The sequence below is a fragment of the Microbacterium sp. NPDC087868 genome (assembly GCF_044900755.1).
Classification (GTDB): Bacteria; Actinomycetota; Actinomycetes; order Actinomycetales; family Microbacteriaceae; genus Microbacterium; species Microbacterium galbinum.
The window spans coordinates 521,225-536,230 of record NZ_JBJDNO010000003.1; the positions used below are offsets into that span (position 1 = coordinate 521,225).

Consider the following 15,006-nt stretch of genomic DNA (forward strand, 5'->3'; position numbering starts at 1 on the left):
CCGCGGCACGAGCGCACCGCGGGTTCCCCCGCGCACGAGTATAACCGCGACCGGCGACGCGCTCAGGCGCGCCAGCATCCCTCGATGTGATCGTCGACCATTCCCGCCGACTGCATCAGCGCGTACATGGTCGTCGCACCGACGAAGCGGAACCCCCGCTTGCGCAGTTCCTTGCTCATCGCGGTCGACTCCGCGGTCACCGCCGGCACATCGGCGAACGACGCCGGGCGCGTGTCGGATGCCGGCGGCGCGAACGACCACATCAGCTCGTCGAGCTCGCCCTCGGCCATGTCGCGCACGAGCTGCGCATTGCCGATCGTCGCCAGGATCTTCGCCCGGTTACGGATGATGCCGGCGTCACCCATCAGGCGCTCGACGTCGTCGTCGCCGAACTCCGCGACGACCGCCGGGTCGAACCCCGCGAACACCTCGCGGAATCGCGGGCGCTTGCGCAGGATCGTGATCCATGACAGCCCGGCCTGGAAGCCCTCCAGCGCCATCTTCTCGAAGAGGGCGCGATTGCCGTGCAACGGGGTGCCCCACTCCTCGTCGTGATAGCGGCGGTACTCGGCGTCGTCACCCACCCAGCCGCAGCGCGCGCGTTCGTCGGGACCGGTGATCAACGAGCTCATGCCCCCACGCTAGCGGCGGCCACCGACACGCGGCGGGGAACCTCAGTCGGCGAAGGTGGAGGCGTCGATCACGAAGCGGTAGCGCACGTCCGACGCGAGCACGCGCTCGTAGGCGGCGTTGATGTCGGATGCCGGGATCACCTCGATCTCGGCGGCGATGCCCTTCTCGGCGCAGAAGTCGAGCATCTCCTGCGTCTCGCGGATGCCGCCGATGTTGGAGCCGGAGATCGACTTGCGTCCGCCGATGAGCGATCCGACGAACAGGGGAAGCGCATCGGACGGCATCCCCACGCACACCATCGCCCCGTCGACGTCGAGCATTCCCAGGTACGACCGCAGATCGATCGGCGCGCTGACCGTATTGAGAATCATGTCGAACGAGCCGCGCAGCGAGCGGAACGTGTCGTCGTCGCTCGTCGCGTAATAGTGGTCGGCGCCCAGGCGCAGACCGTCGTCCTTCTTGCTCAGCGTCTGGGAGAGAACGGTGACCTCCGCTCCGAGCGCGTGAGCGATCTGCACACCCATGTGGCCGAGCCCGCCGAGACCCACGACCGCCACCCGCGAATCCGGCCCGACCTCCGCGTGCCGCAGGGGCGAGTAGGTCGTGATGCCCGCGCACAGCAGGGGCGCGGCGACATCGAGCGCGAGCGCATCCGGGATCCTCACGACGAAGCCCTCCGTCACGACGACCTTCTCGGAGTAGCCGCCCTGCGTGATCGTGCCGTCGCGGTCGACGCTGCCGTAGGTGAAGACGGCGCCGTTGCGGCAGAACTGCTCCTCGCCGCGCCGGCACTGGTCGCACTCCCCACAGGAGTTGACCATGCAGCCGACACCGACGCGGTCGCCGACCGCGTGCTTCGTGACCTCGGCACCGATGGCCGCGACCGTGCCGGTGATCTCGTGTCCCGGCGCGAGAGGGTACTCGCGGGCACCCCAGTCGCCCCGCACCGTGTGGATGTCGGAATGGCAGATGCCGGCGAAGGCGACATCGATCAGAACATCGTGGGGGCCGAGCTCTCGCCGCTCGATCGTCGTCTTCTCGAGGGGCGCGGCTTCGGAGGGTGCGGCATAGGCGTTCACGCGGGTCATGCACACGACGTTACCCGCGCCGCCTGTCCCCTCTTCTCAGAGTCGCGTCTTCTCAGAGTCGCGGACCGCGGATCGCCGTCATCAGCAGACGCACGCCGAAGCTGGTCACGGCCACGCCGACGATCGCGCAGAAGACCATGGGCGGCCAGGCCCAGATCTCGGTGTTACGCCAGGGGATCGTGTCGGTCAGCGCCCACTCGACCCGGATGCCGACGGCCACCACTGCGACGAGGAAGACCGCGCCGAACAGGATCACCACGGTGCAGGCGAGCACTCGCCCGGCCCGGGACGGCGCGGGGAGCGGAGCGTCGTCGTCGGGCGCGCCGTCATCGAGTGACGAATAGTCGACCTCGCGACGGAAGTACCGCCAGAGAAAGCTCATGCCGACGATTATCCCGTCTTCCGCGCAACGCCCCCGAGTCGATACGGTGAGCACGAGACTCTGGAGGGGAAGTCCCATGTACCGATCGTCCGCGCTCGCGCGTGTCCTGACCGTCATCGTCGCCGTGGTTCTCGCGCCCGTCGGCGCCGGACTCCTCGCAGGAGGGGGCCGGGTCTGGATGTCCTCGGTCTTCCAGTACGCCCGTGAGCTCGACCTCGCGGAGCTGGCCGGACCGACCGCGCTGCAGGCCCTCGGCATCCTGCTGCTCGTCGCCGTGGTGGTCACGGGGATCTGGAGCTCGGCGGGGCTCATCGCGGTCGGCGTGCTCTCCCTCGCACCGATCGTCTTCGCGATGTTCCCGGCCGCGCTGATCACCTCGCAGCGCGCGGTCCGCCTCCCCCTCGAGTGGACCGACGGCATCATCTACGGCGTGCCGCTCGTGCTCTTCCCCGCCCTCGGAACGATGGGGGTGGTCCTGGCCCTCGCGCGTCGACGCCCCGAGACCAAGGGTGCGAGCCTCGGCATCGTCGGCGGCATCCTCGCCCCCGTCCTGCTCGCTTTCGGCGCGGGACTCCTCGCCTGGGGGATCGGAACCGGGATGCTGTACGCCTACCAGCGCTTCGAGATGGCCGTGCAACCCGTCGCCGTGGCCTCGGTGCTCGGTGGGGTGATCCTCGTGGTGATCGGGATCGCGGTGACGCGCTGGTCGCCGTTCGCGCTCCTGCTGCCCGCGCTCGCGCTTCTCGTGGTCAACGCGCTCGTGCTTCTCCCCGACGTGTTCTTCCCTGCGCTGTTCCAGTTGCCGCGGGAGATCAGCAGCACGCTCCCGGCCCTTCTGCTCTTCGGCACCGGCACGGCAGCGGCTTTCCTGTACCTCTCTTATACGTTCGTGCTGCAACGGGTGCGCTCGCGGGCGCAGCAGACCCCGGCAGCCCCGGTCGCGGCTTCGTCGTCCGGGCAGCTCCCGGGCCAGCATCCGATCTATCCGCCGTCGCCCGCGCAGTACTTCCCGGGCACGGGGATGGGTCCCGCGGCGCACTCCCCGGCGATTCCGACCTACCCGCCCGCCCCGGGCACCGGTCCGACCCGTTCATAACTCCGGAAAATCGACGAAAAGGGCCCGATCACGCCGATCGGGCCCTTTTCCATGCAGTTCCTCCGGAGTTGTGAACCCCGGCTCAGTGCTTCTTCGCGGCGCGCAGCGCCTTCTCCTGGATCGGAGCCTCGCCCGAGGCTGCGAGGTCGGCGTAGTACGCGCGGGCCTCGTCCTGCCGGGCCTTCTCCGCACCCGAGGCGATGGGCGCCCGCACGTGCTCGGGCTCGTAGCCGAACGCGTTCACGAGGTCGAGCGCGTGCGGCCGCAGGCGGGCGCAGAGCCGGTCGATATAGCTCGACACCGCCGCGGCGCGCTGCATCGACAGACGCCCGTTCATCAGGTGCCAGGCGAGGTGCTTCTCGATGAGCTGCAGGCCGAAGAGGTCGCGCAGCCACGTGAGCACGGCCTTCGTCTGCTCGTCGTCGACGGTGTGCACGGCATCCGTGAACGCCTCCCACTGCAGCAGCTCACCGTGAGCGCGGGCCGCTTCGATGAGCTCGGCCTGATTCTCGTTGAACAGGCGGGCGCCGAGCGCCTTGTCCTTGGCACCGGGACGCAGCCGGTTCGCGATGTCGGCGACCATCTGCTGCACGCGCTCGGTGAGCAGCTGGTGCTGCTGCTCCTCGCGCAGACCGTTCTCGACCGACCGCGAGACCTGTCCGAGGTCGGCGACCGACTGACCGAACTGGCGCAGTCCCGCACCGTGGAAGAGCTTGCCGGCGGTCATCCCCACCGCGTACTTGGCGAGGGCAGCGGCATCCTTGCCCTTGAACTGGCTCGCGTAGTCGGTGAGCAGGCGCTTGCCGACGAGCTGCAGCAGCACGTTGTTGTCGCCTTCGAAGGTGACGTAGATGTCGAGGTCGGCGCGCAGTCCGACGAGACGGTTCTCGAACATGAAGCCCGCACCGCCGCACGCCTCGCGCGCCTCCTGCAGCGTGTCGAGCGCATGCCAGGTCGACAGCGGCTTGAGCGCCGCGGCGAGGGTCTCGAGGTCTTCGCGGTCGTCGGGGGTGTCGGTGCGCCCCGAGAAGACGCCGTCGAACTTCCGCAGGAACTCGTCGTGCGCGAAGATCTGCGCGTAGGTCGTGGCCAGGCGCGGCAGCAGGCGGCGCTGGTGCTTGCCGTAGTCGAGCAGCACGACCTCCTGCCCGTCGACGCCGTCGAACTGGCGGCGCTGGGTCGCATACGTGATCGCGATGTGCAGGCCGAGGGCGGATGCCCAGGATGCCGCACCGTCGAGCGAGACGCGCCCCTGCACGAGGGTGCCGAGCATCGTGAAGAAGCGGCGACCGGGGCTGTCGATGGCGCTGGTGTAGGTGCCGTCGGCGGCGACGTCGCCGTACTTGTTGAGCAGGTTGGTGCGCGGGATGCGCACCTGGTCGAAGCTCAGGCGCCCGTTGTCGATGCCGTTGAGTCCGCCCTTGAGTCCGTCGTCCTCACGACCGATGCCGGGGAGATCGACGCCGTCGTCTCCGCGCAGCGGCACGTAGAAGCAGTGCACGCCGTGGTTCACACCGTTCGTGATGAGCTGCGCGAACACGGTCGCGGCGATGCCGTGCAGACCCGCGTTGCCGAGGTACTCCTTCGTCGCCCCGCGGAACGGGGTGTGGATGACGAACTCCTCGGTCGCGGGGTCGTAGGTCGCGGTGGTGCCGACCGCGGCGACGTCCGATCCGTGGCCGATCTCGGTCATCGCGAACGCTCCGGGAATCGAGAGGTCCATGATGCCGGGCAGCCACTTCTCGTGGTGCTCCTTCGTGCCGAGCTGCAGCACGGCCGATCCGAAGAGGCCCCACTGCACACCCGACTTGATCTGCAGGCTGGGATCGGCGACGACGAGCTCTTCGAAGCCCGCGATGTTGGCGCCGTTGTTCTCCTCGCCGCCGAGCGACTTCGGGAACGCCCGGTGCACGGCCTTCTTCTCGACGAGCAGGTGCAGCTGGCTGAGCACGCGCTCGCGGTGCTCGTCCTTGCCGAGGTCGTCCTGCCGCCAGAAGGCGGAGTCCTTGATCATCTCGCGGGCCTCGCGGCGGGTGTCGCCCCAGGTCCCCAGCAGGAGATCGTTGACGCGGGCGACATCGATGGCGGGGCTGGTGGCCTCGACGATCGGGGTCTTCGTGGTGCGGACGGCGGCGTCGACCATGAGCATTCCTCTCGGAGAAGAAGGTGGAGTGCTCTTATCGTAGAACTCCGACAACTTCGGGCGAAGTCACCTGTTCATCCTCTCCAACGCCCTGTCGGGATGTGCCCGCGTCGGGTTGTCGGTTGCTCACAGTCCGGCGTCGCTTCCACCTCCGCACGACCCAGAGCTGCACCTTGCGCCAGGTCACGTCGCGCACGAAGATCATGTCGCTGAAGATCATCACGAGCGAGAAGAACGGCAGCGACATCAGGATGCCGATGCCCGCGTGCATGCCCGTGATCGCGATCAGTCCGAAGATGCGCGTCCACCGGTTGAGGAGCGTCAGCGGGAAGAGCAGTTGCATGTAGACGCTCAGCCATGAGGCGATGAAGATCGCCGGGGTCACGTGCCAGGCTATCTCGTTGAGCCAGGGGAACAGGATGAACTGCTCGAGACGCAGCGGGTAGTAAGCGGCGATGCCCTCGGTCCACATCGACCCCTGCAGCTTCCACAGTGCGCTGGTGATGTAGACGATGCACAGCTGCGCGCCGATGAGGATGACGGCGACGTTGTTCGACAGCACCGGCACCCAGCGCGGCAGCATGTGGCCGCGGAACGAGAGCGGATGCTCGTCACGGGTGATCCGTCGACGGCGCGCATCGAGCGACCAGCGCCGCGACGTGTCGGCGAGCAGGAGGAAGAGGAGCATCACCCGGAACGTCTGGTAGTGCCCGGTGTTGAGCACGAGCGGGTTCGTCGACGCGTAGCCGAGCCACAGCACGACGAAGAGCGGCGCGATGATGCGCATCCGCCAGCCCAGCAGGTAGGCGACCGCGACCGCGAGCAGCAGGGCGAGCTTGAGGTAGGTGAACCAGTCCGGATCGCTGCGCGAGAACAGGATCGAGATCGGCCAGATGTAGGTGTTCACCCCGCTCGGTCGATACAGCGACTCTCCCCAGCGCGATCCTTCACCGAAGGTATAGGAGTAGTCCGGCAGATACAGCAGGATGCTGACGATCGTGAGTCCCGCGAAACCGATGCGCATCACGGCGAGGCCGTAGGTGGCGTGCCGGCGATCGAGCAGCCAGTGGAGCAACGAGTCCCAGAGTCGGGTGACCGTGTTCATTCGGCATCCTCCTCGTCGCCGGTCAGCGAGCCGGTCACGCCGGCCGCTTCGGCCCAGTGGAGGAATGTGCGGGCGAACGCGCCTTCGCTCTGCTGCGACCAATCGAGCACGGGGCGCCAACCCAGCTGCGTATAAGAGGAGTCGGGGCGGACCGCATCCGGGTCGTTGCGGTCGTCCCACCGGATCACCGGGCTGTAGACCGAGCGGGTCTGCACGGCGAGGATCTCGCCGTCGTCGCCCCAGAGTGCGCGCGCCGCCTGCGTCGCGTACGACGTCGTGTAGTTCGTGGCGCGGATGAAGGAACGCACGTCACCCGCGTTCGCGTCGTCGGCCGCGAGCAGAGCCTCGTTCAGTTCGGCCAAATCCGGACTCGTGTGGAAGTTCTCCTCGACGACCGCCTTCTGCGCCTCGGTGAGCTTGCCGAATGAGGTCATGAGCTGCTCGGCACCGATCACCGTGAGCTGCTTGCGCAGCACGCGGCGGTACGGTTCGGCGAGTTCGATGGCCGTGACGTCGACCCACTTCGTCTCGACCCGCTCGCCGTCCGGCGTCTCGACCCACGCCCGCACCCAGAGGTTGCGGTCGGCGCTGGCCGGGTCGGGGGCGAAGATCCGATAGTCCTGCACGAAGTAGGGCCGGATCCAGGCATCCGCCGCCCGACCGGGCAGCGCCTCGTATTTGACCTCCGTCGACGGGACGTTGAACACGGCGGTGAGAGCGATGTGCACCGCCGCCAGGAGGAGCGCTGCCGCGCTGGCGACTTTCGCCGCCTTCGGAATCGGCTGCGCTCTCGTCGACGTGTGGGTCATCTGCGTCCTCTGCTCGGCGTGCTGCGGAGACGTACGGCGGCACCCGAGCCGGGGGATCCCGGGTGCCGCCGATCGTGATCGGTCACGTCTTCGACGTCACCGACATCCGCCTCCTCCGCCCGCCGGCCGCGAGGGCCGCACCGGCCAACAGGAACGCCAGGCCCCAGACCAGCGACGGTCCGGATTCCGCACCCGTGGTCGCCAGACCCGACGGGGTCACTCGGAACTGGATGGAGACCGATCCGGACTCCGCTCCGGTGAGCGTCACGGTGTGGATGCCGAGATCCTGCGTTGCCGGGATCGTCCAGGTGAACGTCACCTGGCCGGCCGCGTTCGCGACCTGCGTGCCGAGGTCGAGCGGCGCGGACTGCATGACGCCCGTCACCACCTCACCCGGCCGGAACCCGGTTCCCGTCGCGGACTGGGACTCGCCCTGTGCGCGCTGCGGGTAGAGGATCGTGATCCCGAGCTCGGAACCCGGATCGGTTCCGGTGTCCGTGCCCGTGTCGGTTCCGGTGTCCGTACCCGTGTCGGTGTCCGTACCCGTGTCCGTGTCGGTGCCGGGGTCAGCGCCCGGATCCGTGTCGGTGTCGGTTCCCGGATCCGTGTCCGTAGCGGTGTCCGTACCCGTATCGGTATCGGTACCCGTGTCCGTGTCCGTACCCGTGTCGGTATCCGTACCCGTGTCGGTATCCGTACCCGTGTCCGTGTCCGTGTCCGTACCCGTGTCGGTATCCGTACCCGTGTCCGTGTCCGTGTCGGTATCCGTACCCGTGTCCGTGTCCGTACCCGGATCGGTATCCGTGTCGGTTCCCGGATCGGTGTCCGTACCGGTGTCCGTGTCGGTACCCGTGTCGGTATCCGTACCCGTGTCGGTATCCGTACCCGGATCGGTACCCGTGTCGGTTCCCGGATCGGTGTCCGTACCCGTGTCCGTGTCCGTACCCGTGTCGGTATCCGTACCCGTGTCGGTATCCGTACCCGTGTCGGTATCCGTACCCGGATCGGTGTCCGTACCCGTGTCCGTGTCCGTACCCGTGTCCGTACCCGTGTCCGTGTCCGTACCCGTGTCGGTATCCGTACCCGTGTCGGTATCCGTACCCGTGTCCGTGTCCGTACCCGTGTCCGTGTCCGTACCCGTGTCCGTACCCGTGTCCGTGTCCGTGTCCGTACCCGTGTCCGTGTCCGTACCCGTGTCCGTGTCGGTGTCCGTACCCGTGTCGGTGTCCGTACCCGTGTCGGTGTCCGTACCCGGATCAGTGTCCGTGTCGGTTCCCGGATCGGTGTCCGTACCCGTGTCGGTATCTGTACCGGTGTCCGTGTCGGTACCGGTGTCCGTGTCCGTACCGGTATCCGTGTCCGTCCCCGGATCGGTATCCGTGTCGGTTCCCGGATCGGTATCCGTTCCCGGATCGGTATCCGTACCCGTGTCGGTATCCGTACCCGTGTCGGTATCGGTACCCGTATCCGTGTCCGTACCCGTGTCGGTATCGGTGCCCGTATCCGTGTCCGTACCCGGATCGGTGTCCGTGTCGGTGCCCGGGTCCGTCACCGGATCGGTGTCGGTTCCGGTGACCTCGACCACGAGGTCGGCCTCCACGGTGTTGCCGTTCACGTCCTCACCGACCACTGTGTAGTCACCCGGCTCAGCCGTTCCCGGAACCGTGAGCTGCGTCCCCGCGGGCACCACGCCGTTCTCGTCGGTCTCGACGGTGACGGGAGCACCCACCGGGTCGCCCGCGGCGTCCTCGATCTGGAACGTGACGTCGGTCAGCGGCGGCCATCCGTCAGAGGTGACCGTGGTCGCAGCTCCCGGCGCGACCGGGCTGGTCACGTCGAGCGTCGGCGCGAACGCCTCCACCGTCACGTCTCCCTCACCGGTGTTGCCGTTCTCGTCGGTACCGACGACCGTGAAGGTACCGGGGTCGGCATCGGCCGGAACCGTGATCGTCGTTCCGGACGGAACGTCGCCGTTCTCGTCGGTCGTGACGATGACGGGCTCGCCCACGGGGTCGCCGTTCTCGTCTTCGAGCTGGAACGTGACCTCCGTCAGCGGCGGCCACCCACCCGACGTGATCGTCGTGGGCTGCCCCGGCTTCACCGGACCCGAGAGCTCGACGGTCGGGGTCCAGGCCTCCACCGTCACCTCACCCTCACCCGTGTTGCCATCCGCATCCACACCGACCACCGTGAAAGTGCCCGGATCCGCATCGGCCGGAACCGTCAGCGTCGTCCCCGCCGGGATGTTGCCATCGGCATCCGCCTCGACCGTGATCGGGTCACCGACCGGATTGCCGTCGGCATCCTCCAGCTGGAACGTGATGCTCACCAACGGCGGCCACCCACCCGACGTGATCGTCGTGGGCTGGCCCGGCTTCACCGGACCCGAGAGCTCGACGGTCGGGGTCCAGGCCTCCACCGTCACATCCCCCTCACCCGTGTTGCCATCCGCATCCGTGCCGACCACCGTCAGCGTGCCGGGATCGGTGCCGACCGGAACGGTCAGGACCGTGTCGGCGGGGATGTTGCCATCGGCATCCGCCTCGACCGTGATCGGGTCACCGACCGGGTCGCCCGCGGCATCCTGCAGCTGGAACGTGATGCTCGCCAACGGCGGCCACCCACCCGACGTGATCGTCGTCGACTGGCCCGGCTTCACCGGACCCGAGAGCTCGACCGTCGGCGTCCACGGCTCCACCGTGACCGTCGCTTCCGCGGTGATCCCTTCGACGCCGGTACCGACGACCGTGTAGTCGCCCGGCTCCGTGCCGACGGGAACCGTGAGCACGGTCCCTGCGGGCACGTTGCCCTCGGCATCCGTCGTGACCGTCACCGGAGCACCGACGGGCTCACCCTCGGCGTCTTCCAACTGGAACGTCACCGACGTCGCCGGCGGCCATCCGACCGACGCGATCGTCGTCGCCTGACCCGGCTTCACCGGACCCGACGCCTCGACGGACGGGGTCCACGGAGCCACCACGAGCGGCCCCTGGGCCGTATCGCCCTCGCCCTCACCGACGACGACGTAGTCGCCCGGGTCGGTCGAGATCGGGACCGTGAGGGTCGTGCCGGCCGGGATGTTGCCGTTGACGTCGGTCGTCACCGTGACCGGGTCGCCGACGGGATCGCCGGCCTCGGTCTCGATCTGGAAGGTGACGTCGACCGCGGCGGGCCACCCGCCCGACGCGATCGTGGTCGTCTGGCCCGGCTTCACCGGACCGGATGCCGTCAGCTGCGGCGTGCCCGGAACGGCGAGCACCGTGACGGTGCCCTCCGCCGTGTTTCCGAACTCGTCCTCACCGGCGACCGTGTAGTCGCCGATCGCGGAGCCGGCCGGAACCGTCAGCGTCGTGCCCGCGGGGACGTTGCCGTCCTCGTCGGTCGTCACCGTCACCGGGGTGCCGACAGCGGCGCCGGTGGGGTCTTCGAGTTCGAAGGTGACCTCGGCCTCGGCGGGCCAGCCGCCCGAGGTGAGCGTCGTGGACTCTCCGACCGTGATCGGACCGGTCGCCGAGATCGTCGGCGTGTAGGCCTCGACCACCAGCGGCGCTTCGACCGTCTGATCACCGGCGGATGCCGTGATCGTGTAGTCGCCGGCTGCCGCCGTGGGCGGAACCGTCAGCGTCGTTCCGGCGGGGAAGTCTCCGTCGCCGTTCGTCGTCACACTGATCGGATCACCGACCGCCGTTCCCTCCGCATCGGCGAGCTGGACGCTCACGGCGGTGTTCGCCGGCCAACCGCTGGAGGTCAGCGTGGTGGGCTGTCCCGGTTTCACCGGACTCGTCGCCTCGAGCAGAGGAGCGAGCGCGTTCGGCCCCACTTCGGCTCGCGCGAGCACGAGCGTGCCCACCCCGCCTCCGCCGGCGATCGCGCCGACCGTGAGGACGAACGCCTCCTGGCTGTAGATCGGGCCGTTGTCGGGCTGCACGTTACCGCGGAGCGAGACGACGCCGTTGAGCAGGCTGACCGCCGGGGCGATCGCGGTGACGATGTTTCCCACCGCCGTCGTGACGGTCGGCACGACGGTGTTCACGACACCGCCCGGCCCGAGCAGGACGTTGTTGATCGGCGTCGCCAGCGCTCCGAGGAGCGTGGTCAGCGGAATATCCACCGGGGCGCCCAGCGCCTTCACTGTGAGGGGAGCCACCGCCGTGCCGGCCACGACGCTCGCTAGCGTCTGGTTCGTCATGTTGATGGTGATGCCGGTGCCCAGGTCGGGGAAGCCGGTGGAGCAGGTCGGCCCCGTACCGGCGAGGCAGATCGCCGCGGTGATGGTGAGGGTCGCCGCGTTGAGGGTGCTCGTGAGCGTGGTCTGCACGAGGCCGGGAACGGTGTTGAGCAGGGTGCCGACGCGCGTGATCAACGCGTTGAGCACGGGTGCGGAGAGCACCTCCTCGTTGACTCCGAGGTTGTTCAGACCGTGGCCCGTGGCGCTCGTGAGCAGCGCATCGAGGTTGGCGCTGACCACGCCCGTGCGCAGGTTCACGCTCACGACACCGTCGGTGAGCGGTGTGTCGAGGATGGTGTTGATCGCCGTGTTCACCTGGGTGGTGATCGTGATGTTGAGCCCCGGGTTGCCGAGCAGCGGCCCGAGCGCCCCGTTCACCCCGGCGAGGGCTCCGGCCAGAAGACCGTTGGGTCCGGTGAGGGTGTTCACCGCCGCATCGACGGTCGAGACCACACCTCCGGGTCCCGTCAGGGTGGTCGTCAGACCTGTCACAGCAGGCAGTTGCAGCGTGAGGTTTCCGCCGGCGACGTTGTAGTCCCGAGTGACGGTTCCGTCGGCCGCGAGGGCCACCTCGGCGCTGATCGCTCCGAGCGACACGTCGAGATCGCCGACGACGCTGGTCACCGTCGAGCCGAGCAGCCCCTGCAGGTTGAGCGAAGCATTCGCCGGGTAGGCCCCGGTGCCGGTCGTATCGACCACGCCGTTGTCGGCGACCGCGCCCGTTACGGCACGGCTCGAACCGTCGGGATTCGATACGGAGTACTGATTCACCGCCCCGAGAGACAGGAAGTTCGAGAGCGCGGGAACGCTGAGTCCGCTCGGGATGCCGATGCTCAGCGCGTTCAACGCGGTGAGGTTCAGCGCCCCGGTCGAGACGTTCGGTTGCCCGGTCGACCCGTCGTTGGTCGTCTGCACCCCTTGAAGCGCCACGACGTCGTCGAGCGGTAGTCCGCCGAGCAGAAGACTGCCCGTGAGGAATCGCGAACTGGAGGCAGACTCGTCCCCTGGAGCTGCCACCGCCGCTGTCGGGGCGATGACGCTCCCGACCACCACTGCACTGATTGCTGCTACTGCGAGGATTCTGCTTTTGGGCAGAGTCCTCCTTCGTGTACTGCTCATTTGCCCTCCCGTGATGTCGAACCAAGTTCGTCGTCACTAGGCCCCCCCAGGAACCGGCTTCCTTACCGGTCAGGCGCAAGTAAGAGTGTTTCTACGGGAGATCTCGATGGTTGTCTAGGCGTTCAGCGAATTCCATTTAAAGAATATTCAGGGTCGCGAAACGTCATTGTGCGCTCCGTGTCATCGACGGAGACGCTGGGGGAGAGGATCAGTTGGCGGCGATGACCGAGAGCACGGCGTCGCCGTAGTCGTCACGCTTCTTCGCTCCGATGCCGCTGATGCCATCGAGGTCGGCGAGGCTCGCCGGGCGGTTCTCCGTGAGGGCGCGGAGCGTGGCGTCGCTGAACACCATGTACGCGGGTCTGCCCAGTTCACGAGCGGTTTCCGCACGCCAGACCCGGAGGGCTTCGAAGAGCGGCCGGTCGTCGGCATCCACCGAATCCGCGGCCGTCGCCTTGCGTGCGCGCGTAGTCGTCGCACGCCCGATCGTGTCTTTGCGCAGGGGCACGGCGGTCTCTCCACGCAGCACCCCGGCGGCCTGTTCGCCGGGCGCGAGGGTGCCATATTCCCCCTGCGCCATGAGAATGCTCCGGGCGAGAAGTTGGCGAACCACACTGCGCCAATCCTGATCCGAGAGATCGGACCCGATGCCGTAGGTGGCGAGCTTGTCGTGGCCCTGTTGGCGGATGCGTTCGGTCGACGCGCCCCGGAGGATGTCGATCAGATGCCCCGCGCCGAAGGCCTGGTTGCGCTCGCGCTTGAGGCGCACGATCGTCGAGAGCAGCTTCTGGGCGGGGACGAGTCCGTCGAAGGTCTCGGTGTCTTCGAGGCAGGTGTCGCAGTTGCCGCAGGGCTGCGACTCCTGGCCGAAGTAGCCGAGCAGGTTCTGCCGGCGGCACTCGACCGTCTCGCACAGGGCCAGCATCGCGTCGAGGTGCTGTCCCATGCGCATCTTGAAGGTGCGGTCGCCGGGGCTCTGGTCGATCAGGCGCCGCTGCTGCACGACATCGCCCAGGCCGTAGGCCATCCAGGCGACGGACGGCTCGCCGTCGCGCCCCGCCCGTCCCGTCTCCTGGTAGTAGCCCTCGACCGACTTGGGCAGGTCGATATGGGCGACGAAACGCACATCGGGCTTGTCGATGCCCATGCCGAAAGCGATCGTCGCCACCATGACGACGCCGTCCTCGCGCAGGAACCGCGACTGGTTGGCGGCCCGCACCTCGGCGGGGAGCCCTGCGTGGTACGGCAGGGCGTCGAGGCCCTGCGCGGCGAGATACGTGGCGGTCTGCTCGACCGACTTGCGGCTGAGCGCGTAGACGATTCCCGCGGGACCGGTGGCCGCGCCTTCGGCGGACTCCTGCGACTTGATGAAGGAGACGAGCTGCTTGCGCGGGTCGACCTTCGGCACGATCCGGTACTGGATGTTCGGGCGATCGAAACTGGCGACGAAGTGCTGCGCGGTACCGAGCTGAAGACGCTCCGTGATCTCCTGGTGTGTGGCGCGGGTGGCGGTGGCCGTGAGCGCCATACGCGGAACCCCGGGGAACCGCTCGCCCAGGTCGCCCAGCGCGAGGTAGTCGGGGCGGAAATCGTGCCCCCACTGCGACACGCAGTGCGCCTCGTCGATCGCGATCACGCTGAGGGTGCCGCGCTGGAGGAGCGCCGTGGTCTGCGCGTTCGACAGACGCTCGGGGGCGACGTAGATGACGTCGAGCTCACCCGCGATGTAGGAGCGCTCGACCTCTGCACGCTCCTGCGGCGACTGCGTGGAGTTGAGGTAGGCGGCGTTGACGCCGTTGGCACGCAGCGCGTCGACCTGGTCGTGCATGAGAGCGATGAGCGGACTCACGACGAGTCCGGTGCCCTCGCGCACGAGCGCGGGAACTTGATACGTGATGCTCTTGCCGCCACCGGTGGGCATCAGCACCACCGCGTCGCCGCCGGCGATCACCTGATCGACGATCGCGGCCTGGTCGCCGCGGAACTCGTCGTAGCCGAAGACCGTGTGCAAGGCCTCGCGCGCGGTCGCGTATCGGCTCGGCGTGGCGCGGCGGGTGACGGGTGCGCTGCTCGGCCGCGGTGCGGATGCCGTCGACACCGGGGTCGTGGGGCCGGGGCCCCAGTCGAGGGGCGGCTCGAAACCGGCGCCCTGCGGCTCCCAGTCCATCGGCTCGGGCGGGGCGCTGGGCTCCCACCCGTCGTCGTAAGGCTCGTCGGCGTACGGCAGGTCCGCGTACGGGTCACGGGGAGTCTGCGGCATCCCTCCAGCGTAACGACCCCCGCCGACGCCGGCCCGCCCCTCTCCACAGGTGACTCATCGGCGGGCGAGCGCCGCCGTATCCCCACACCCTGAGAGGTCAGAACACGCCGCCACGGCCCCGGGGCGCGCGGCGTGTTCTGACC

General features: G+C 68.4%; 9 protein-coding genes. 1 reads left to right on the forward strand and 8 read right to left on the reverse strand.

The genetic code is table 11. From position 1 onward, the window contains the following. Positions 1-62: 62 nt before the first annotated feature. The 3 genes from ACI2JZ_RS12675 to ACI2JZ_RS12685 are packed head-to-tail and all read right to left on the reverse strand — an operon-like array spanning position 63 to position 2,103. Positions 63-632 (reverse strand): DNA-3-methyladenine glycosylase I, encoded by a 570-nt coding sequence (locus ACI2JZ_RS12675; protein WP_247623551.1) that lies wholly within the window; start codon positions 630-632, stop codon positions 63-65. A 42-nt stretch (positions 633-674) separates the two neighbouring features. Continuing rightward, a complete protein-coding gene (locus ACI2JZ_RS12680) occupies positions 675-1,721 on the reverse strand; it encodes an NAD(P)-dependent alcohol dehydrogenase (protein ID WP_247633000.1) in 1,047 nt (348 codons plus the stop codon). A 52-nt stretch (positions 1,722-1,773) separates the two neighbouring features. Next, on the reverse strand, positions 1,774-2,103 hold the full coding sequence (locus tag ACI2JZ_RS12685) for a hypothetical protein (RefSeq protein WP_404597842.1): 330 nt from the start codon (positions 2,101-2,103) through the stop codon (positions 1,774-1,776). A 76-nt stretch (positions 2,104-2,179) separates the two neighbouring features. Here ACI2JZ_RS12685 and ACI2JZ_RS12690 point away from each other — a divergent pair, with 76 nt between their 5' ends. Beyond that, complete coding sequence (locus ACI2JZ_RS12690; protein ID WP_404597843.1) at positions 2,180-3,199, forward strand: hypothetical protein; 1,020 nt, start codon at positions 2,180-2,182, stop codon at positions 3,197-3,199. An 82-nt stretch (positions 3,200-3,281) separates the two neighbouring features. Here the strand turns inward: ACI2JZ_RS12690 and ACI2JZ_RS12695 are convergent, their stop codons facing one another. The 5 genes from ACI2JZ_RS12695 to recQ form a co-directional block, all read right to left on the reverse strand. Further along, positions 3,282-5,342 (reverse strand): acyl-CoA dehydrogenase, encoded by a 2,061-nt coding sequence (locus tag ACI2JZ_RS12695; RefSeq protein ID WP_404597845.1) that lies wholly within the window; start codon positions 5,340-5,342, stop codon positions 3,282-3,284. A 34-nt stretch (positions 5,343-5,376) separates the two neighbouring features. Beyond that, entirely contained in the window at positions 5,377-6,447 is a 1,071-nt protein-coding gene (locus ACI2JZ_RS12700) for an HTTM domain-containing protein (protein WP_404597846.1), read from the reverse strand. Next, positions 6,444-7,256 (reverse strand): DUF5819 family protein, encoded by an 813-nt coding sequence (locus ACI2JZ_RS12705; RefSeq protein WP_404597847.1) that lies wholly within the window; start codon positions 7,254-7,256, stop codon positions 6,444-6,446. The genes ACI2JZ_RS12700 and ACI2JZ_RS12705 overlap by 4 nt, the downstream gene beginning before the upstream one ends. A gap of 82 nt (positions 7,257-7,338) precedes the next feature. Then, positions 7,339-12,501 (reverse strand): choice-of-anchor G family protein, encoded by a 5,163-nt coding sequence (locus ACI2JZ_RS12710; RefSeq protein WP_404597849.1) that lies wholly within the window; start codon positions 12,499-12,501, stop codon positions 7,339-7,341. Positions 12,502-12,811: 310 nt separating this feature from the next. Beyond that, complete coding sequence (gene recQ / locus ACI2JZ_RS12715; protein WP_404597850.1) at positions 12,812-14,863, reverse strand: DNA helicase RecQ; 2,052 nt, start codon at positions 14,861-14,863, stop codon at positions 12,812-12,814. Between the last annotated feature and the right edge of the window lie 143 nt (positions 14,864-15,006).